The sequence below is a fragment of the Alteromonas antoniana genome, from assembly GCF_019249295.1.
Classification (GTDB): domain Bacteria; phylum Pseudomonadota; class Gammaproteobacteria; order Enterobacterales; family Alteromonadaceae; genus Alteromonas; species Alteromonas antoniana.
Map to the genome: position 1 here is coordinate 113425 of NZ_JAESDH010000009.1, position 20599 is coordinate 134023.

14 protein-coding genes are annotated in these 20599 nt (G+C 51.2%); 9 read left to right on the forward strand and 5 right to left on the reverse strand.

All coding sequences use genetic code 11. The features are described from left to right. Nucleotides 1-237 precede the first annotated feature (237 nt). Complete coding sequence (locus JKP77_RS09750) at nucleotides 238-1809, forward strand: DUF3369 domain-containing protein (protein ID WP_218310995.1); 1572 nt, start codon at nucleotides 238-240, stop codon at nucleotides 1807-1809. A 287-nt stretch (nucleotides 1810-2096) separates the two neighbouring features. Continuing rightward, nucleotides 2097-5426, forward strand: coding sequence for an amidohydrolase family protein (locus JKP77_RS09755; protein WP_218310996.1), 3330 nt, complete (start codon nucleotides 2097-2099; stop codon nucleotides 5424-5426). 181 nt (nucleotides 5427-5607) lie between these two features. Here JKP77_RS09755 and JKP77_RS09760 read toward each other — a convergent pair whose 3' ends face one another. Next, nucleotides 5608-7152 carry a hydroxymethylglutaryl-CoA reductase gene (locus tag JKP77_RS09760; protein ID WP_218310997.1) on the reverse strand — a complete coding sequence of 515 codons (1545 nt, stop codon included), beginning with the start codon at nucleotides 7150-7152 and terminating at the stop codon, nucleotides 5608-5610. A gap of 435 nt (nucleotides 7153-7587) precedes the next feature. Between JKP77_RS09760 and JKP77_RS09765 the strand changes: the two genes are divergently transcribed. From JKP77_RS09765 to JKP77_RS09785, 5 genes are all read left to right on the forward strand, one after another. Beyond that, a complete protein-coding gene (locus JKP77_RS09765; RefSeq protein WP_218310998.1) occupies nucleotides 7588-8841 on the forward strand; it encodes an HlyD family secretion protein in 1254 nt (417 codons plus the stop codon). A gap of 1 nt (nucleotide 8842) precedes the next feature. Then, the gene (locus JKP77_RS09770; RefSeq protein ID WP_218310999.1) at nucleotides 8843-10981 is read left to right on the forward strand and encodes a peptidase domain-containing ABC transporter; all 2139 of its coding nucleotides are present in this window, start codon (nucleotides 8843-8845) and stop codon (nucleotides 10979-10981) included. Nucleotides 10982-11011: 30 nt separating this feature from the next. Next, a complete protein-coding gene (locus JKP77_RS09775) occupies nucleotides 11012-11254 on the forward strand; it encodes a helix-turn-helix domain-containing protein (protein ID WP_218311000.1) in 243 nt (80 codons plus the stop codon). 127 nt (nucleotides 11255-11381) lie between these two features. Then, nucleotides 11382-11555 (forward strand): hypothetical protein, encoded by a 174-nt coding sequence (locus JKP77_RS09780; protein ID WP_218311001.1) that lies wholly within the window; start codon nucleotides 11382-11384, stop codon nucleotides 11553-11555. A gap of 42 nt (nucleotides 11556-11597) precedes the next feature. Further along, nucleotides 11598-12524 (forward strand): ATP-grasp domain-containing protein, encoded by a 927-nt coding sequence (locus JKP77_RS09785; protein ID WP_218311002.1) that lies wholly within the window; start codon nucleotides 11598-11600, stop codon nucleotides 12522-12524. 277 nt (nucleotides 12525-12801) lie between these two features. Here the strand turns inward: JKP77_RS09785 and hslU are convergent, their stop codons facing one another. From hslU to priA, 4 genes are all read right to left on the reverse strand, one after another. After that, nucleotides 12802-14130 (reverse strand): HslU--HslV peptidase ATPase subunit, encoded by a 1329-nt coding sequence (gene hslU, locus JKP77_RS09790; protein ID WP_218311003.1) that lies wholly within the window; start codon nucleotides 14128-14130, stop codon nucleotides 12802-12804. Between the two features lie 57 nt (nucleotides 14131-14187). Beyond that, nucleotides 14188-14712 (reverse strand): ATP-dependent protease subunit HslV, encoded by a 525-nt coding sequence (hslV, locus tag JKP77_RS09795; RefSeq protein ID WP_218311004.1) that lies wholly within the window; start codon nucleotides 14710-14712, stop codon nucleotides 14188-14190. Between the two features lie 405 nt (nucleotides 14713-15117). Then, complete coding sequence (locus JKP77_RS09800; RefSeq protein ID WP_218311005.1) at nucleotides 15118-15678, reverse strand: SPOR domain-containing protein; 561 nt, start codon at nucleotides 15676-15678, stop codon at nucleotides 15118-15120. Nucleotides 15679-15961: 283 nt separating this feature from the next. Next, nucleotides 15962-18139 (reverse strand): primosomal protein N', encoded by a 2178-nt coding sequence (gene priA, locus JKP77_RS09805; RefSeq protein WP_218311006.1) that lies wholly within the window; start codon nucleotides 18137-18139, stop codon nucleotides 15962-15964. A 375-nt stretch (nucleotides 18140-18514) separates the two neighbouring features. On the opposite strand from priA, the gene rpmE reads away from it, so the two are divergent. Both rpmE and JKP77_RS09815 read left to right on the forward strand, forming a co-directional pair. Continuing rightward, nucleotides 18515-18727 carry a 50S ribosomal protein L31 gene (gene rpmE / locus JKP77_RS09810; RefSeq protein WP_218311007.1) on the forward strand — a complete coding sequence of 71 codons (213 nt, stop codon included), beginning with the start codon at nucleotides 18515-18517 and terminating at the stop codon, nucleotides 18725-18727. Between the two features lie 548 nt (nucleotides 18728-19275). Next, nucleotides 19276-20517 carry a malic enzyme-like NAD(P)-binding protein gene (locus tag JKP77_RS09815; protein ID WP_218311008.1) on the forward strand — a complete coding sequence of 414 codons (1242 nt, stop codon included), beginning with the start codon at nucleotides 19276-19278 and terminating at the stop codon, nucleotides 20515-20517. Nucleotides 20518-20599 lie beyond the last annotated feature (82 nt).

Genomic DNA, 20599 nt, shown 5'->3' on the forward strand with positions numbered 1-20599 from the left:
CCTGGCTCTCTGCATGATCCATTCGTCAATACAACCCTGGTTCAGCAGCCTTAAGTGAGTGCTTGACTCAATGGAAGTGCAGATATTTTTTATCCGCGTTTATGCAAAACGAAAAATGCTTTCTATAGTAAAAGCAGGGTACTGATCCCCTTTTCACACGCGATAATAAAGTTAGCCTGTGACGTAATGGGTAGCATTTCTGTCTTACATCAGTCCCGGATTACCGAGGTAAGCACTATGTTTGAAGATGAGCTGGTATTTGCCAGTGATGAAATCAGTGACAACGTCATCAGCCCCAAAGCATCCTGGAAAATTCTGGTCGTTGATGACGAAGTGGAAGTTCACCATATTACCCGGATAGTGCTCAGCGAATTTATCTTCGACGGCAGGGAGGTATCGCTGACATTTGCCAGTTCTGCCAGTGAGGCACGTGAAATATTAACTAAAGATAAGGAGCGCGAATTCGCTGTCGCCATTGTCGATGTGGTAATGGAGACCTCGCAGGCGGGGCTGGAGCTGATCCAGTGGATCCGTGATGAACAGCAAAACCACCTGATTAGACTCATACTGCGCACCGGGCAACCCGGTGAAGCACCAGAAGAAAGCGTCATCCGCGATTACGATATCAACGACTATAAAAATAAGACCGAGCTGACAGCGATGCGTCTGAAAACCTCGATTTTCTCAGCGCTGCGAGGGTATCGGGATATCAAAATAATTGAGCGGCATCGTCAGGGGCTGGAGAAAATTATCGCCGCTTCGGCCGAGTTTATCGAATGCGATACGTTGTCACAATTTGCCTCTGCCATTCTTAATCAGATCTCAATCGTACTGAATATCGAATCCAGCCCCATTGTTTGTTGTGCAGTTGTCCCTGAACACCATAAACATCCCGACAAAATAACGGTGCTGGCCGCAAACACCGGCGCAGAAAAGGTCTGTAATACACAGCTCGATACGCTTTCCCCATCAATACAACGGGCAATCAGCAAAGCTCTGGCAAACAGAACCAGCATCCATAACCAGGATGAATTTGTCGGCTACTTTACCACCAGCAGAGGCACCGAAAATATTCTTTATGTGGCCCATGATGAACCTTTAGAGGCGGTACAACATCATTTGCTGGACTATTTTGCCAATCATATTGCCGTGGCGCACGAAAGCCTGAAATTGCGTGAAACGATCCGTGAATCACAGAAAGAGCTGTCTTATGTCATCGGTGAAGCGGTGGAAATGCGCTCGAAGGAAACCGGCAGTCATGTGAAGCGCGTAGCGCATATCAGTCACCTGCTGGCCGGCTATTATGGCTTACCGGATGATCAGGCCGAAATGATTAAGCTGGCATCGCCGCTACATGACGTGGGCAAGGTAGGGATCCCCGATACTATCTTAAACAAACCCGGTAAACATGCCCCTAATGAAACCGAAATCATGCAAAAACATGCTGAAATCGGCTATGAAATGCTAAGTAAATCAGACAACCCTATTTTGCAGCTTGGCGCTCAGATTGCCTACCAGCATCACGAAAACTGGGATGGCAGCGGTTACCCGCGAGGATTGTCGGGAAAGGATATTCATGTTGCCGGACGCATTTCAGCTGTCGCTGATGTGTTTGACGCCCTGGGAAGCCGTCGCTGTTACAAGGGCCCGTGGGACGACCACGAGATTATTGCCTATTTTAAAGAGAATCGTGGCACTCGCTTTGAGCCGGAGCTGGTGGATATTTTGCTGGCGCATTTTGATGAGTTTGCAGCGATCAAAAAGGCCTTCCCCGATGACGCGCAGCCTGACTTTACCCCGCCAGATTAGTGCCCGCGTCCCATCTATTAATACAGGCAAGGTTTACCGCGCCGTCACGGATCCTTCTTCCCCATACGATATGCGACGTGCGGCGGTAATTGCCAGGCGGCGAACGCTCTACAGTCCCGGGCAATGAGTGAAAAGACACTCATCATATACATTTTACCGTTAGTCGCGTTTTGCAATCCCCCTCAACTACGGATACTTTAGAATGGTGTTGATAACGACAAGGCTGTGGCTTCTTACGATACTCCGCAGCAAATAATAAAACCCATACAAGAAGTTGGATCCAGAGAATGATTAAAACACCTAAAACGCTGCTGGCAGCGGCGATGATGGGCCTGACGTTTGGCTCAGCATCATCAGCACTGGCGCAGGACGACACGACAGCGTCCGAATACAATGTAGAAGAGTGGGACGTGCTTAACCCGCCTTTCGCACTCAATGAAGTCACCATCAAAACCAATGAAACAACCTGGTCAAGCCTCGACATTTCGCCTGATGGCAACTACATGGTTTTCGACATGCTGGGCGATCTTTACAAAGTCTCAGTAAACGGTGGAGATGCCAGCCCATTGACGCAGGATTTTGCCTGGAACATCCACCCTTCAATTTCACCCGATGGCAGCAAGATTGCGTTTATCTCTGACCGTGGCGGCGTATCCAATGTATGGGTAATGGACAGCAACGGCGAGAACCTGACCCAGATAACGAAAGAAAAAAATAACCTCATTCATTCTCCTAAGTGGAGTCCGGACGGCGAATACCTGGTGGTGACCAAAGGCATCATGTCCAGCCGCAGTATTCCTGCCGGTGAAATCTGGATGTATCACCACACTGGCGGTGATGGTCTGCAGATCAAAGCGCGGGTGCATGGCAAAAGCGATCAGCAAAACATCGCCGACCCGGTGTTCTCCCCCGACGGCAAATACATTTATTACACGCAAAATACCGTGGGTGGCAGTCAGTTCGAGTACAACCGCGACCCTATGGAAGGTATTTTCGCTATCACACGCTACGACCGTGAAACCGGTGAAGAAGAACGCTATATCAGTGGCACAGGTGGCGCAGTGGTACCCACTCCGTCTCCGGATGGGAAATATGTGGCCTTTGTTCGCCGGGTGAAAGACCGCACTGGCTTGTTTATCAAAGACGTAGAAACCGGCCTTGAAAAGCCGCTGACGCTGACCTTAGAACGTGACATGCAGGAAGGTTTCGGTTCAGAGGGTTACTTCGCTTACTTTGACTGGATGCCGGATTCCTCTACACTGGTTTACTGGACTGGCGGTAAATTCCACAAAATTGACGTCGACAGTAAGTCTATCGCCGATATTGATGTATCGGTAGAAGCGACACTGAAATACGCCGATGCGCTGCGCTTTGATGTAGACGTTGCGCCGGATAAGTTTGATGTACGCATGATCCGCTGGTCTCAGGCCTCGCCTGATGGTAAATCGGTGCTGTTTCAGGCCTTGGGAAAACTGTACGTGCGCGACTTAAAATCAGGTAAGGTCAAGCGCCTGACCAGTCAGGATGAGCACGGTGAGTACTATCCGCGCTATTCTAACGACGGTAAGTCCATCGTTTACACCACCTGGAGTGATGATAAACAGGGCGCCGTGCGCGTTGTCTCTGCAAAAGGCGGTAAAGGTAAAGTGATCACCAGCAAGCCAGGTCACTACATCGAGCCTGCTTTCTCAACCGATGGCGAAAAAGTGGTATACCGTAAATTTACCGGCGGTTTTCTGCTTGATCCTAAGTATTCCGTGGAACCGGGTATTTACGTAGCCGACCTTAAGTCAGGTGAAAGCAAACGTATTCTGGAAAGTGGGTTTAATGCGCACTTTGCCGGTGACAATTCGCGGGTTTACTTCACCGAATCCGTCGGCGGCACGCCGTATCCTGAAACCCAGTTAAGCTCTGTGAATCTGGAAGGAAACGATAAGCGCACGCACCTTTATGGCGGCGACGATGTGAGCGAATACCGCTTGTCGCATGACAAGAAATGGGTCGCTTTCGTGCATCAGTTTAAAACCTATGTGGCGCCGTTTGTAGAGAATGGCCAGAAAGTCACTATCGGACCTGCTATGACATCGTTACCGGTTACGCAGCTGTCTGCGCGCGCCGGTGAATACTTAAGCTGGTCGGCGGATAACACCCGTGTTGGCTGGTTCCATGGCCCTCACTATTACGAAAGAGGGCTCAAGGAAGCCTTTGCTTTTGTTGAGGGAAGCCCGGAAACCCTGCCAGAGCCAGAAGAAAAAGGCATAGATTTGTCGTTTGAGACGGATGCTGACAAACCTTCAGGCTACAAAGCGCTGGTTGGCGGAACCGTCGTGACCATGCGTGATGCTGACAACACGCAGGAAATCATCGAAAACGGCGTTGTACTGATTAAAGACAACCGCATTGAAGCTGTGGGCAAGGTTGGTGATGTCCGTATTCCTGACAATGCGATGCAAATTGATGCCAGCGGCAAAACCATTGTACCAGGGCTGGTCGATGCCCATGCTCACGGTGCACAGGGGCGCAATGAAATCATTCCGGATCAAAACTGGATGCAGTATTCGAATCTGGCATTTGGGGTGACGACTATCCACGATCCGTCTAACGATACCACTGAGATCTTCGCCGCGTCTGAGCTGCAGCGAACCGGTGATATTGTGGCACCTCGTATTTATTCTACCGGGACTATCCTCTACGGTGCTGAAGCGCTGGGTTACAAGGCCATCATCAACGATTATGACGATGCCTATTTCCACGTTGAGCGTTTAAAAGACAGCGGTGCGATTTCGGTAAAAAGCTACAATCAGCCTCGTCGCGATCAGCGTCAGCAGGTACTCTGGGCCGCCAAAAATCAGGAAATGATGGTTGTGCCAGAAGGTGGCGGTAAATACCAGCAGAATATCTCTATGCTGGTAGACGGTCACACTGGTCTGGAGCACAGCATTCCAATTCCGCGTGGTTATGACGACCTGACACAGCTCTGGAAAGCCACTGAGTTTGGTTATACCCCCACCTTTGTGGTCTCGTACGGCGGTATGATGGGCGAAGAATACATGTACGACCGCACCGAAGTATGGAAGAACCCGCGTCTGCTTCGCTATACGCCGTCATTCATACTGGACAGCAGAGCGATTCGTCGCCCTACTGCGCCTGACAACCAGTACAACCATCAGAACGTTGCCAGCTACGCGAAAGAGCTGCGTGAGAATGGGGTAAGTGTACACATTGGTGCTCACGGTCAGCGCGAAGGCCTGGCTGCTCACTGGGAAATGTGGATCATGAACCAGGGCGGCTTCACACCTTGGGAAGCACTGCGCGGCGCGACCATTGATGGCGCAACGCACCTGGGTATGGGCGATGACATCGGCAGTATCGAGAAAGGCAAACTGGCAGACCTTGTTGTCATGGACGGCAACGTACTTGACGACATTCGTCGCAGTGAATACGTTGAATACACCGTGATTAACGGCCGCGTTTACGAAGCTGCCACAATGAACGAAGTGGGCAGCAAGAAAAAACGTCAGCCGTTTTTCTTTGAAGAGGACAACGCCACTTTTATGCCACAGGAAACGGCAACAGAAGTGGAAGCCAAAGCGCATAAGTACCACTGGGAACACTAAGCCCGGTATCAGGCAGGTATCGCAGGATATCTGCCTGAGTTTGTACACTGCGCCAGGCGATGTGAGTTGCGAGCGCACTGTCTGAATAAAAGAAAGGCCGCGAGTGAAAACACTCGCGGCCTTTTTATTGGCTTTTCATTCACACAGGCCCTTCACACGCGTTGCCCGCAGGGCTGACAAATTACCGGTTACGACCGTACTGCTCGTGCGAAGACACCCAGTCTGATGACGATATCGCGGAGGCCAGTGAAATTTCACCCGCCAATGCCACCGCACCCACGATTTCAGCAAACTTGTACACCCGGTCCCGCCCGTAACAGTCCATCAGTTCCAGACATTCCCGTTGCGTCCCAATCCCCGTACCACCACCATAGGTCGCAACGATAAGCGACGGTATCGTGATCGACAGATACAAATCGCCCTCATCCGTTAATTCAGAGTACATGATTGCCGCAGACGACTCAGATACATTTGCCACGTCCTGTCCGGTTGCGATGAACATCGCCGTGATGCCATTGGGTGAATGCAGCCCGGTATTGTTTACACCGGAAAGAAACGAGCCAACGCCAGCCACTCTGCCGTGATAATCAATTTGCTTAGGGTCCACGCGCATCACGCTTAGCAGATGCTCGCGTTTGATCGTGGCTTCCGCTGTTACCCGTTTACCACGGGTCCGCATAATATTAATTTGTGAGGCTTTCTTGTCCGTTGCAAAGTTAGACTCAAGATAGAAGTTCTCGATACCGTCGTAATGATCCAAAATCCAGCCACAGGCGGCAAACGTGGCGCGCCCTACCATGTTCTGACCGGCAGCATCGCCGGTGCGGTAATTAAAGCGCAGGAACGCAAATTTATTCGACAGGAAGTGATCGATATACGTCAGTTTTGCCACCGACGATGTCGCCTCGGCCTCTTCGCGGATAGTGTCGATATTTTTCTGAACCCAGGCCACAAAATCCCGTGCGCCACGCGCATCGGAAAATACAAACACCGGAGCGCGCTGCATCGCATCATCGACCACCGTCGCTTTGACACCGCCGCTCATATTCAACAGTTTCATGCCACGGTTATAGGAAGCCACCAGCGTGCCCTCAGTAGTGGCCAGCGGCACCACAAATTCGCCTTTGGCGTATTCACCGTCAATTTTCAGCGGGCCTGCAATCCCCATTGGCACCTGGGCGACCCCAATAAAGTGCTCGATGTTGCCCTTTAACTCATTCGGCTCAATAGAGTATTTGCCTACGTGATTAATTTTCCCGTCGGCACGGGCCTCGAAATACTTCTGACGCTCGGCGATGACAGCTGGACCATAATCATCATGGGAGTCGCGCGGGATGTGGCCGTTTGACGACGACTCCTCAGACACATTGTCTTCCACTTCGAACTTGAGCTTGCCGAAAGGCGAGGCCGAAAAGGAGATACCGATTTTGCGCTTTTCCGGACTGATCTGCTCATCGATTTTCAGATACACCGTGATGATCTGCTTAAGGGCAAAGTCTGTGCCCTGGGCATTATTCAACTCCTCCACGCTCAGTAGGGTGTCGGGGCCGACCTGCAACGTAATTTTTTCATCAGGGATCCTTTCGCCGTCCAGAGATATCCATTTCAGCTCTTTAAGCGTGGCATCCTTGAGCCGGTTTTTAAGCATAAACGTCAGGCCATCTTCCGTTTTCTTCAGACTGCCATGCGTATAAAGTTGTTTGAGAAGTATGCTGGGTACAAACATATCGAGTCCTTTTTACCGCCGAATCCGGTCACAGTATGTGCGGAATTGTTATTGTTAAACATTTTATAGCACAGACTTTATACAACTATTTGATTTTCTCGCAACATCTTTTACTGCCGTATTTCCATTCCTATTTCTTGCGCAACGCTCCTCAAAACACTTTCACAAATGGGACATCTGCTACCACAAATGGGTCAAAAACAGGGGGCACCTTTACTGCCCTAAAGGTTGGCGCTACGTGCAATGCATGACGCGATGGCAACACCTAATCTGAATGTCGTCAGCAAGGATGACTGACAATTCTCAGTGGGTACCCGGCAGGTAAAAAAGGGAGGCGTCAGGGATTACGATGCCAGGGATTTTCCGGTCACCATGGAAGTGACACGCCGGGTACCACATTGAGGCTCTACTGCAAACACAGGAATAATAATTACAATGCGAACGTCACTTTTCAGAAAACAGGCTGTCGAGCATCAGCGTAAACGACTGGAAGGCAGTGTGCTGGTCACACCTTCGCTGTCATCACAGCTGGTCACCCTGCTCATCATAGCCTGGTTAGTTGCGGTTACTGTTTACCTGTTTACACAGGAATTCAGCCGACGCGAGACAGTGACAGGCTGGATAGCGCCATCGGAAGGTCTCATCCGGCTGCATTCGCAATCCCATGGCGGAAAGGTGATTCGGGTGCTGGTAGCCCAGGGCGAAAACGTGCCCAAAGGTACGCCGCTACTCAGTGTCGATAACGCGCGAAGTTTACTGTCGGGCGGCTCTATGGAAGACACCTTACTGGCAGAGCTACAGGCGCAGCTGGGTCGGCTCGGGGAAAAGCTGACACGCGCGCAGACTAATCATGACGATGAGGTGCGACAACAGCAATCGGTCGTTCAGGCACTGAAAGACGACCTGGCGCGAATCGATGAGCTTAAAGCGCTGACAGCATCACGGCTGGCCCTGACGTCCCGGCAGCGACAACAGCTGGATGCGTTAGCAAGCCTGGGGCACACCGCGCGCTATGAGGTGGAAGAACTGGAAGCACGCAAATTACAAATCACGCAGGAAATGAAGCAACTGACCAGGGACTGGCACCGGGCTGCTCAATCACTCAATGAACAGGAATTCACGCTTCACCAGTTGCCGCAACAGTATCAGGACACCGTCAGCACATTGGAAGATGAGCAAAGTCAGATAAAACAGCAGATTGCACGTTTGCAGTCATCGCAGATAGAAGTCATAAAAGCGCCGCGGGATGGCATCGTCACCGCTATCACCGTAGGCATCGGTCAGTTCGTAGATTCCGGTGTGCCGGTTATCAGTATGATCCCCGCAAATACCGACATTGAAGCCACGCTGCTGGTGCCGGTAAGCGCGGCAGGATTCGTGACGGAAGGTCAGCCCTTGTCGGTGCGGTACGATGCCTTTCCCTACCAGAAGTTTGGCATGCATCAGGGGCAGATAAAACGGATCTCAGCGTCGGTTATCCTCCCTGGCGAGCTCACCGGCGCCCCGGTCAATGTGAATGAGCCAGCGTATCTGGTTAAAGCATCGCTGCAGTCAGATAGGCTGGAGGCCTACGGTCAGGCGGTCAGGTTAAAGCCCGGCATGACATTAACGGCAGACGTCACGCTGAGCCACAGGACGCTTGTTGAGTGGCTGTTTGAGCCACTGTATACCCTGGCGGGGAGAATTTAATATGACAGCGCTTACCCGGCAGTTACCCGTTCGCCGACTAAAACTCGGCAACCACCGACGCGTACCGGTCGTATTCCAAAGCGAAGCGGCAGAATGCGGGCTCGCCTGTCTGTGCATGGTATCCCAGTATCACGGTGCCGGGTACGATATGACCGAGCTAAGACAACACCATGGAATGTCGATGCGCGGGGCAACATTAAAAGGCCTGATGGATATTGCTTCGCACCTGTCGCTGTCAACACGGGCGCTGAAAGCCGAGCCTGAAGATCTTCACCAACTGGCTTTGCCTGCTATCTTACACTGGGATTTACAACACTTTGTGGTACTGACAAAAGTCACTCGCAAGGGCGTAGTGATCCACGACCCTGCGAAAGGTGAGCGGCGCTTGGGCTGGGCGGACGTAAGCAATCATTTTAGTGGTGTCGCGCTTGAGCTCACGCCGAATTCCTCATTTACACAAGCACCGCCAGCGCCGTCGCTCACCATGCGCCATTTCTGGCAGAAAATCACCGGGCTAAAGCGCAGTCTTCTGGTACTGTTCGCATTATCCGCCCTGCTTCAGCTATTTGCTATTGCGGCGCCCTATTACATGCAAACGGTTATCGACGATGTCCTTCTGCGACAACAGCGGGATTTGCTGTTAGTACTGGCGCTTGGATTTGGGCTGTTGCTTTGCGTAGAAACGCTGACCAGCGTTATCCGGCGACTGGTCATATTGTCGATGTCATCACGGTTACAGCTTCAGATGTCGGCAAACGTATTTCAGCATTTATTGCGGCTACCGCTGGATTTCTTCTCTCGCCGTCATGTCGGCGATATTGTTTCACGATTCGGCTCTCTCTCGCAGATCCGCGAGTTTCTTACCACCGGGCTGGTAACCGCCCTGCTGGACGGCGTCATGGCGGTGGTGACACTAATAGTAATGGCAATTTACTCGCCCACACTGACCTGGATCGTATGCGCCATCATGATGCTTTATGCCCTTGTTCGCATCTTGCTGACTCCGATAATGCGAAAGCTCACCGCAGAAAGAATTGATATCGCTGCGAAGGAGCAGTCTCATTTCATCGAATCTGTGCGCGCGATTCAGCCGGTGCGCATTTTTAATCAGGAAAACCGGCGACAGGGCCAGTGGCAGAACCGGCTAGTGTCTACGCTCAATACCGACATACGCCTCGGTAAATGGGATATCGGTGCCCAGACTGTCAACCAGATCCTGTTCGGGCTGGAAAACATTATCATTATTTACGTAGCAGCCACGTTGGTTATGGATAACGTGCTTTCCGTGGGGATGCTGTATGCGTTTATTGCCTACAAAAACCGCTTCACCGGTGCCATCGACAGCCTCATCAACCATGCTATTGAATACAACATGTTGCGCGTACATTTCGAGCGCCTGTCTGACATTGTATTTTCTCCGGCTGAGGATCCTCACACCGGTGTTGCCACGCGATCACAATCGTTGTCGGCACCACAGGGGCGTCTCACCATCTCCGGACTGAGCTATCGCTACAGCGCAGGTGACTCGCCGGTTTTCAGCAATGTGTCGCTGGATATCGCGCCGGGTTCCATGATTGCCATCGTCGGTGCCAGCGGCTGCGGCAAAACCACATTGTTAAAGTGCATGATGGGATTGTATGCACCAGATGAGGGGGAGGTATCCGTAGACGGCATTCGGGTTAATGAGTCTCGCTGGTTACGTGAGCATGTCGCGTCGGTGATGCAGGATGACTGCTGTTTAAGCGGCACGCTGACCGAGAATATCAGCTGTTTTGAAGATAACCCGGATCCTGAAAAGCTGGTGTTTGCGGCACAAATGGCCTGCATTCACGACGATATTATGGCCATGCCAATGCAGTACCAGACACTGGTCGGTGACATGGGCAGTGCACTGAGTGGCGGCCAGTTGCAGCGCGTATTGCTGGCCAGAGCCTTGTACCGGCAACCTGCCATCCTGTTTCTCGACGAAGCCAGCAGCAATTTAGACGTTACCAACGAATCCAGAATCAATGAAAATCTGAAGGCGCTGCGAATTACGCGCGTCATTGTAGCGCATCGCCCGCAAACCATCGCGATGGCTGATACCGTGTACTCACTGTCGTCAGAGGGTTTGACGCAGGTACAACCTCAACCGGCCTAGTGCCGATACGCAAATAACAAGGAGAGCATTATGCTTACTACAGAAGTGTTGGATGAACGACTCACGCAACTGTCAAAACGTGAACTGCAGGTTGCCCACAAGATCATGGAAGGCCTGCCAAATAAGACGATTGCAAACCAGCTGTTCATCAGCGAACGAACGGTGAAGTTTCATTGTGCGAATATTTATCGGAAGCTGGAAATACGCAACCGTGCAGCGTTGATGGCCAGCTATTTCCGACTGCTGTATCAACCAATTCGCCACACCGCCTAAATCGTCACAGTTCGGGCAGGCGGTGATAAACCGCCTCCGGTACAGGCGACAGTCACTGTCGCATACTTTATGATTTTTCTACTGCAAAGGATGCAGTATTACCTAAACCGAAACAAGGAGTGTTCATATGAATACCAAACTAACTCTCACAGAACTTGCACAATCAGAAGCCATTGAAGTCAGCGGTGGCAAAATCCCTTTCCCCATTCCTGGTGAGCCGGTAAAGCCGATTACCCCACCGGTTTACTACACACTGGCGCTGGGCGAGGACGGTGGTGATCTGCCGGACATTCTGGCCTGATAAGTGAGGGGTGGTTGTCGTGTACGACACCACCCGAATTCTATGAAAAACAATATTGTATTACTGGGTCAGGAATCAGACCCACAGATCCGCCATATGGCTGGCGCGGTCAAAGATACAGGATTACAGCCGTGGATAGTGGATACCGCGCTTTTTGGTACTACCTGGTGTTTAAGCTACGATCCGTGTTATCACGACGGTATGCTGCATATTCATGGCACAACCCTGACATTCTCCACCATCGAAGCCACGTACTGGCACCAGTACCGAAGCCCGGTAAGCTGCCACTCTGACCATGCGGCTGCCAGTCTGGTCGCGCGTGATAAGGCAAGTACGCTGCAAAGCTTTTTCCTGTATGACAGCATTCAATGGATTAACAACATTCATGCGATCCGTGCACATCAGTGTAAGCCTGCTCAGCTGAATCTGGCACAGCGGGCCGGCGCAACCATACCTCACTCCTACATAGGAAATGAAAACCGTATTGCCCGCGCTTTTGCGCGCAACTACCCATCTGTTATTTTCAAACCCGTGCGCGGCGGCGCTACGGCCAGGCTGTTAACGGATGAAGAGCGTGCGCCTGACGCTGTAGTTCGTTTGCTTGAAGATTCCCCCGGCACGCTGCAGGAATTCATACCTGGTACGAATGTGCGCAGCTACGTATTTGTTGATGATGTCGTGAGTGTGCAAATTGACTCTGACAACGCGGATTACCGGGACGATCCGCTCGCGCAGGTCATCTGTACGCCGACGCCTGCGGCGATAGCACGGCTTGCCGTATCGATTTGCCAGCAGTTTGGTATGACGTGGTGTGCGATAGACTGGCGACGCCGTACAAATGGCGAGTATGTCTTTCTGGAAGCGAATCCCTGCCCCTGTTTTCTCGCTATCGAAAATCAAACCGGCATCGACCTGACAGGCAGATTGCTCAAGCTGTTGACGGCGGGTTATCACACTGCCAGGGCGTAAGATGGTCGCCTGGCGCCGCATGTGCTGGAGCCCAGTGTGTTCGTAAAAGGCGTAGACAATATTTACCGTGAGACAGAACGCAGCAATTGGCAGTAATTCTTACCAACGAGCCAGACACCGGAAATGTCGCCCTGAGGACTTCTCAGTCGCTTTAGCGATATTTAAAAATGATAACCACCTGCTGAATCAGGTGGTTTAGGGCAGAAAAAAAGAGCCACGATAAGTGGCTCTTCGACCAGGGTCTTTTAGCCCTGACAGATTTATTAAAGTGCGATAACTACAGAATAAAGCGTGACAGATCTTCGTTATCTACCAGCGACTCAAGATGCGCGTTTACGTAGTCAGCATCAATAGAGACAGAGTCTCCGGTTTTCTCAGACGCATCAAAGGATATGTCTTCCATCAACCGCTCTAAAACCGTATGAAGGCGACGCGCACCGATATTTTCTGTACGTTCATTTACCTGCCAGGCGGCTTCAGCAATTCGCTTAATGCCAGACTCAGTAAAGGCGACATCTACTCCTTCTGTCTTCATCAGCGCAATGTACTGCTCCGTCAGTGACGCATTCGGCTCGGTCAGGATACGAACAAAATCTTCCACTTCCAGCGCCGCCAGTTCTACACGAATAGGCAACCGTCCCTGCAGCTCAGGAATTAGGTCAGAAGGCTTACTCATCTGGAAAGCCCCTGAGGCAATGAACAGGATATGGTCGGTTTTGACCATGCCATGCTTAGTGGACACGGTTGACCCTTCCACCAGCGGCAGAAGATCACGCTGCACACCTTCGCGTGAAACATCACCACTTTGGTTTCCTTCGCGCTTACAAATTTTGTCAATTTCGTCCACAAACACGATGCCGTGCTGCTCTACCGCATGGATCGCCTTCTCTTTCAGATCTTCCTGGTTTACCAGGCGGGCGGCCTCTTCTTCGATAAGGAGCTTAAACGCTTCCTTGATCTTCATTTTCTTTTTCTTTTTCTGCGAGCCAGACAAATTCTGGAACATGCCCTGCAGCTGGTTAGTCATTTCTTCCATACCAGGAGGCGCCATGATCTCTACGCCCATTTGCGGCAGTGCGACATCGATTTCAATTTCTTTATCGTCAAGCTGACCTTCGCGTAACCGTTTGCGGAAATTCTGGCGGGTGCCCCGATCTTCTACTTCTTCCTTCTTCCCCCACACATCTTCCGGCGGGGGTAACAGCACGTCCAGAATACGATCTTCGGCGGCTTCCTCTGCCCGATACTTGACCTTCTGCATCTCCTGCTCTTTGGTCATTTTTACGGCGATATCAGCCAGATCGCGGATGATCGTTTCCACTTCTTTACCCACATAGCCCACTTCCGTGAACTTCGTGGCTTCTACTTTGATAAATGGCGCATTAGCCAGCTTTGCCAGACGGCGGGCGATTTCCGTTTTCCCTACCCCAGTCGGGCCAATCATCAGAATGTTTTTTGGCGTCACTTCCTGGCGCAGCTCTTCGTCAAGCTGCATGCGACGCCAGCGGTTACGCAAGGCAATTGATACCGCGCGTTTTGCTTGCTGCTGACCGATAATGTGACGGTCCAGCTCGTGTACGATTTCTCGTGGAGTCATTTCAGACATGGGTAACCCTTGTTTTTTGCAGTGCCTTCGGCACTTCCGAAAGCATGACGCTCCCGGTTAATAATCCAGTGTTTCCACAGTTTGACTGTGGTTTGTGTATACGCAGATATCACCGGCTATGCTCAGACTTTTCTCAGCAATGTCTTTTGCCGATAAGTCAGTGTTTGCCAGTAAGGCGGTGGCGGCTGCCTGTGCATATGGACCGCCTGAGCCAATAGCGATAAGGTCATTTTCAGGCTGCACGACGTCACCATTTCCCGTAATGATAAATGATGCGGTCTCGTCTGCCACGGCAAGCAATGCCTCTAACTTACGCAGAGCCCGATCTGTCCGCCAGTCTTTCGCTAACTCTACGGCTGCCCGGGTAAGATGGCCCTGATGCATTTCCAGTTTCGATTCGAAGCGTTCAAATAAAGTGAACGCGTCTGCAGTACCGCCGGCAAATCCCGCCAGTACTTTATTATGATAAAGGCGGCGCACTTTTTTAGCGTTACCTTTCATTACGGTGTTGCCCAGTGAAACCTGGCCGTCGCCAGCAATTACTACCTGGTTATCCCGTCTTACAGATACGATTGTAGTCACGTAAACTCCCGTTTTGGATGGGTATCAACCCGAAGGTGACATGCTGCGGCACCGATCCTTCACTGCAGCCCACTCGGCTGCCGGATCACTGCCAACAGATTACTTCAATGAAAACTAAGTGGGGGAAGCGTACAGATTTTCAAGGCTTTGCCGCAGACATTTATTGCTTCTCTGCGCGCGGAACTTCAGCAGAAAGCCTCTCACTCACCGACATCAGTGTACGGTACAAAAACGTACGAGGTGCAAAGAAAACGACACTATTTAGTTTGCGGGATAACGCAATACCTGTGCGAATGAGACAGACTTGGGGGATATGGCCGGCGAATCAGGCTGATAAATTGTGGCTGACGTTAACAACCACGCCGAAACGTCGGCGTGGTTTGTTCACAAACAGGGCGAATCGGGTTACAGATTCCAGTACCAGATTTGGCAGGTAGAAATATTCGCTTTGCGAAGCGTATGCTTTGCTCGCTCGGCGTCACGTTTAGACTCGAACGGTCCCAGAATCACTCTGAACCACTCGCCATTCGCGCCGCTACTTGGGCGGATCTGCGCTTCCAGTCCCTGGAAGGCAATTTTGGCTTTCATTTCTTCAGCCTGCGAACGGGTGCGGAACGAGGCGCACTGCATCAGATAGCGTTTATCAGAAGCTTCCTGCTCAGCGACATCGACTTCGACTTCATAGCCAGGCAGTGTTTTAATGTATTCCCACTCTTCTTCTGGCAGTTCCGGTAACTCGTCTTCGGATGGTGCTACCGATTTAGTTACCGGCGCATCGACCTCCGTTTCTGCGGCATCTTTGATTGACCAGAGAAACACGGCAAAACCCACCAGCAAAATAACCACGATTGCCAGCTTGATTCTGGCGTAAGGTGTTATTTGAGGCGACCCTGACTTCTTCTTATTATTTGCTTGTTTTTTCTTCTGCGGCGCACGACCACGAGAAACATAATCACGTTGAGCCATAGACGGCGTACTATTCCACTACTGTAATTCATTGACGCGTTTGTCGCGTTGATCGTGTCATTGAAGACACGCATCACACTGGCGGTCAGTGTAACCGCAATTACAGTGAATTGCTGCCCACTTTGTCAACAAAATGATTAAACCGCATGAGTGAATCGATACAAAGACCACGAGCAGGTAGCCTCCGGTTACCTCACCTGTGATTGACTTGCGCATTGACGGTGCGTGATGCAGATTTGATTTGCCGGCTCTGACATCAATCACACATCATTGCAGGATACTATTAACTAAAATCGGTAGGGTCGACATCCACCGACCAGCGAACGCGACTGGCCTGAGGCTGACTGGACATGTAGGGAAGTGCAACACGCACCGCATCATGCAGCGGTTTACGCTTTTCACTCTGACAAAGCAGGATAAACCGGTACCGCCCCTGTCGCTTTTCCATCAGCCCGGGCATCGGGCCTATTAACTGAATATGACCGTATTCAGCCAGCACATGCCGGCAACCCGAAAGAAAATCGTAAGCAAGACGTCCATCTACGGCTTCTGCCCGCACCACGACCTGACTGGTATAAGGAGGCAGTGCCGCCAGCTTACGCTCCTCCAGCGCATGTCGGGCAAAGTGTCCATAACCGTTTTGCACCAGATCCTGTAGCAAAGGATGGTCAGGATTGTGCGTTTGCAGCCACATTTCTCCCGGCTTGCTGGCGCGGCCTGCACGTCCTGCAAGCTGCGTGACCAGTTGCGCCAGCTTTTCAGCGGCCCGAAAATCGGCGCTGAAAAGCGCACCGTCACAATCCAGCACCACCACCAGTGTGACATGCGGGAAATGGTGGCCTTTCGATAAAATCTGCGTGCCGATAAGAATCTGATATTCTCTGGCATTAATGGCGTCGAGGGTGCCCTGCAGTTTGTCTTTTCCACGCACGGAATCACTGTCTATACGTACCTGGGCCGCATGCGGAAAATGGGTAGCAAGCCCTTGCTCTACCTGCTCGGTGCCTACACCACTGGTGACCAGTTCAGTACTGCCGCACGCACCGCAACGCGCCGGTATAGGTCGCGTGGCAGCACAGTGATGACACTGCATACGGTTTAACGAACGATGCACCGTGAAAGGTCGGTCACATCGCTCACACATTTCCGTCTCGCCGCAGTGGTGACAAAGCAATGCCGGGGCAAACCCACGCCGATTGACAAAAACCAGAACCTGATTACCCTGCTGCAGGTGTTGACGCATTACCGTCAGTAACCCCTCTGCAATGCCGCTGTGCAGAGGCTGATCCCGAATATCCAGAATGTGTTGGCGGGTCGACTGCGCTCCACCGGCTCTCTGTGTCAGTTGCAAATGATGATAGCGACCGGCAATGGCATTATTCAGCGTTTCCAGTGACGGTGTTGCTGTGCCCATCACCAGCGGAATGTTTTCCTCTTTGGCTCTTAATACCGCCAAATCCCGTGCGTGATAACGAAGCCCGTCCTGCTGTTTAAAAGACTCGTCATGCTCTTCGTCGACAATCAACATGCCCGGGCTGTGCAGTGGTGTAAAAATAGCAGAACGAGTGCCAATAATGATGCCGAGTTCCCCGGCTCTGGCACGCTGCCATACTGTCAGCCTGGCGGTATCGGTGAGCTGCGAATGGAGCACACCAACCTCAATACCGAAGCGGTCAGAAAAGCGCTTTACAGTTTGCGGTGTTAATCCAATTTCAGGAACCAGAATAAGTACCTGTCTGCCCGCCTTAAGCACAGGCTCAATCGCCTGCAGATACACTTCGGTTTTTCCGCTGCCGGTAACGCCTTCCAGCAAATGGGGAGTAAACGCGTCTTTTTGTGTGGTAATGGCCGCGATGGCTACCGCTTGTTCACGATCAGGCCGTGGCGCCGTGCCCATCGTAATGTCAGCGACGAATTGCCGGGGTGATGGCGTCCATTGATGACGCTTTTCACAAATCAGCGCTTTCTCTACAAGCGCATTAATCACGGCGGCAGAATAGTCACGCCGCATTGTCTCTTTGGTCTGCGGCGCCTCTTTTATCGCTGAAAAGCAGGCTTGTTGTTTGGGCGCGCGGCTTAGCGAATCTGACTGCGTTGTCTCACCGGTTTCTGTGCAATGCAGAAAAAGAACACCATCGGGTGTTGCAGCTTCTCCTTTGCGCAATAATACCGGCAGCACCGTATGTAACACTTCGCCTGGTGCATGATGATAATACTGTGACAACCACCTACACAGTGTCAGCAACGTACCGGACAGTACCGGCTCGTCATCCAGCACCTCGCTGACAGCTTTTATCTTCGACGCGTCTTGCTGTGCATCCGCTTCTCCCATCACAATACCCACCACAGTGCGGGGCCCGAAAGGAACGCGCACTCTGACACCGGCGTTGAGCGCCGTGTCGTGTTGATAGGTAAAGGTTTGTCTGAGCGGTACAGGCACCGCCACATCGATTAGCGCCATGATGCGCATGCACTCCACTACAATCCGGGAAACCGAAAACGTTATAGTATACAGGACATAACACGGATACCAACGCGCTGACTGTCTGCGCCTGTGCATCGCAGTCTTAAGCGTCAGAAAAATATCCGCGAGTCATACGTCCTGTCGGGCAGCGCTGCATGTGTATTGTCACATGGTGGAAACACGCTAAAAATGCGGTACTGCCTGGCTTTATAAGCGTTTAATTATCACACAAACTGCTTGATCCCGGGGGCAAGTTCCATTAATATGCGCCGCTCTTTACGGCAAGGCCATGGTGCTTTGCATAACTTTTAAGTTGCGTATGGTGTTCAGCTTCGGGCTGGATAGCGATACGGCCTTATAATGAGGTACCCCATGAAACAAGGTATTCACCCTGATTACGCTGAAATTACTGCAACTTGCTCTTGCGGTAATACGATTAAAGTTCGCTCTACAATGGGTAAAGACATCAACCTGGACGTATGTTCATCATGTCACCCGTTCTACACTGGTAAGCAACGTAACGTTGACACCGGTGGTCGTGTAGATCGCTTCAAGAAGCGTTTTGGTGCACTGGGCAAAAAGTAAGTCTGGTTTCCAAACGAAAAAAAGCGCCTCTCAGGCGCTTTTTTTGTGCCTGAAATAACTATGCATTCCGATTTTCTTTATCAGCCAAAACTTCCCCGTGTTACAAGCCAGCGTCGTCAATGGAAAACGCGACAGCTTATCGCTGCCCTTCTCTAATTATTATTCACATTTATGCATATAGATTCAAAATATATATGCAAACCGATCATTCCATAAACAAAATAAATAACGAATATTGACAGACTTCGCTAGAGGCCCGCGTTTGTTCCCGATAAATTATAAATTAAACAGCCTGATCAGATATGTTCTGTGAATAATGCTGTGGTAAAGTTGGGCGAAAAAACAGCGAACGCTACGTTATGCTGTATGAACGGCGTGGTGATAGATAGTCTCAGCACGCCATAGGCACTATTGACAATAATACCGACAAGTAATGTCCGACAGCACAAAGAAGACGCATTAACAGCATGCCTCTTTTTTATAAGACAGTGATGTCACAGGCTGGCGGCAGACACCCTCAACCCCTACAGTGAAGGACACTTGAAATAATGTCAGATTTTAGACAACGCGCCCTTGATTATCATGCAAAACCAACCCCTGGGAAAATTCGGGTTGAACTGTCCAAACCCGCCGAGGGCGTCGATGATCTTGCACTTGCCTATAGCCCAGGCGTGGCTGAACCGGTTCGTGAGATAGCGGAAGATCCTGATGCGGCTTATCAGTATACGGCGAAAGGCAACATGGTTGCGGTTATCAGTAATGGTACCGCCATTCTGGGTCTTGGCAATCTGGGGCCGCTGGCATCTAAGCCGGTAATGGAAGGGAAAGCGCTACTGTTTAAACGATTCGCCGGCCTGGACGCCATCGATATCGAGGTAAAACACCGCACCACCGAAGAGTTCATCAATACGGTAGCCAATATCGCCGACACCTTTGGTGGTATTAACTTAGAAGATATCAAAGCCCCTGAGTGCTTCGAGATAGAGCAGGAGCTTATCAAGCGCTGCAAAATTCCGGTATTCCATGATGATCAGCACGGCACGGCTATTGTTACCGCTGCGGGTATGCTTAATGCGCTGGAAATCCAGGGTAAGAATATTGAAGATGCGAAAATCGTGTGTATGGGTGCAGGTGCTGCTGCCGTCGCCTGTATGGAGCTGCTGATCAAGTGTGGTGCGCAGCGTGAACGCATCTATATGCTTGACAGAAAGGGCGTAATTCACACTCGCCGTGACGACTTAACTGAGCACAAAGCGCTGTTCGCGAATAATACCGACAAGCGCACGCTTGATGATGTGATGGACGGAGCTGATATCTTTGTCGGCGTATCGGGCCCGGATGTATTGCCGCCGGAAACGCTTCGTCTGATGGCAGAAAATCCGATTGTTTTTGCCTGCTCTAACCCGGATCCGGAAATCAAGCCAGAGCTCGCCCACGAAGTGCGCTCCGATTTAATCATGGCTACGGGCCGTTCGGATTATCCGAATCAGGTAAATAACGTGCTGTGTTTCCCGTTTATCTTCCGCGGCGCGCTGGATGTCAGGGCAACAGCCATTAATGATGAAATGAAAGTAGCTGCGGTAGAGGCTATCAGAGCCATTTCGAAAGAGCCGGTACCGGATGAAGTATTAAAGGCCAGTAAAAGTGATTCACTCACCTTTGGCAAAGAATACATTATTCCCAAGCCGATGGATCCGCGTCTGTGCTCGCGTATCGCCAGAGCTGTCGCGCAGGCCGCGTTAGACTCAGGCGTGGCAAGATTAGAGTCACTACCTGCCTCTTACGACTAAATACCGCGACGATGAGCGATTGGCTTTTTCATATTGGCCATCGCTCATCCCACCCGGAATCTGCGCGGTTGTAAATCAATGC

Coding starts and splice junctions, on each gene's coding strand:
- JKP77_RS09750 (WP_218310995.1), top strand. CDS start 238: ATGTTTGAAGATGAGCTGGTATTTGCCAGTGATGAAATCAGTGACAAC.
- JKP77_RS09755 (WP_218310996.1), top strand. CDS start 2,097: ATGATTAAAACACCTAAAACGCTGCTGGCAGCGGCGATGATGGGCCTG.
- JKP77_RS09760 (WP_218310997.1), bottom strand. CDS start 7,152: ATGTTTGTACCCAGCATACTTCTCAAACAACTTTATACGCATGGCAGT.
- JKP77_RS09765 (WP_218310998.1), top strand. CDS start 7,588: ATGCGAACGTCACTTTTCAGAAAACAGGCTGTCGAGCATCAGCGTAAA.
- JKP77_RS09770 (WP_218310999.1), top strand. CDS start 8,843: ATGACAGCGCTTACCCGGCAGTTACCCGTTCGCCGACTAAAACTCGGC.
- JKP77_RS09775 (WP_218311000.1), top strand. CDS start 11,012: ATGCTTACTACAGAAGTGTTGGATGAACGACTCACGCAACTGTCAAAA.
- JKP77_RS09780 (WP_218311001.1), top strand. CDS start 11,382: ATGAATACCAAACTAACTCTCACAGAACTTGCACAATCAGAAGCCATT.
- JKP77_RS09785 (WP_218311002.1), top strand. CDS start 11,598: ATGAAAAACAATATTGTATTACTGGGTCAGGAATCAGACCCACAGATC.
- hslU (WP_218311003.1), bottom strand. CDS start 14,130: ATGTCTGAAATGACTCCACGAGAAATCGTACACGAGCTGGACCGTCAC.
- JKP77_RS09800 (WP_218311005.1), bottom strand. CDS start 15,678: ATGGCTCAACGTGATTATGTTTCTCGTGGTCGTGCGCCGCAGAAGAAA.
- priA (WP_218311006.1), bottom strand. CDS start 18,139: ATGGCGCTAATCGATGTGGCGGTGCCTGTACCGCTCAGACAAACCTTT.
- rpmE (WP_218311007.1), top strand. CDS start 18,515: ATGAAACAAGGTATTCACCCTGATTACGCTGAAATTACTGCAACTTGC.
- JKP77_RS09815 (WP_218311008.1), top strand. CDS start 19,276: ATGTCAGATTTTAGACAACGCGCCCTTGATTATCATGCAAAACCAACC.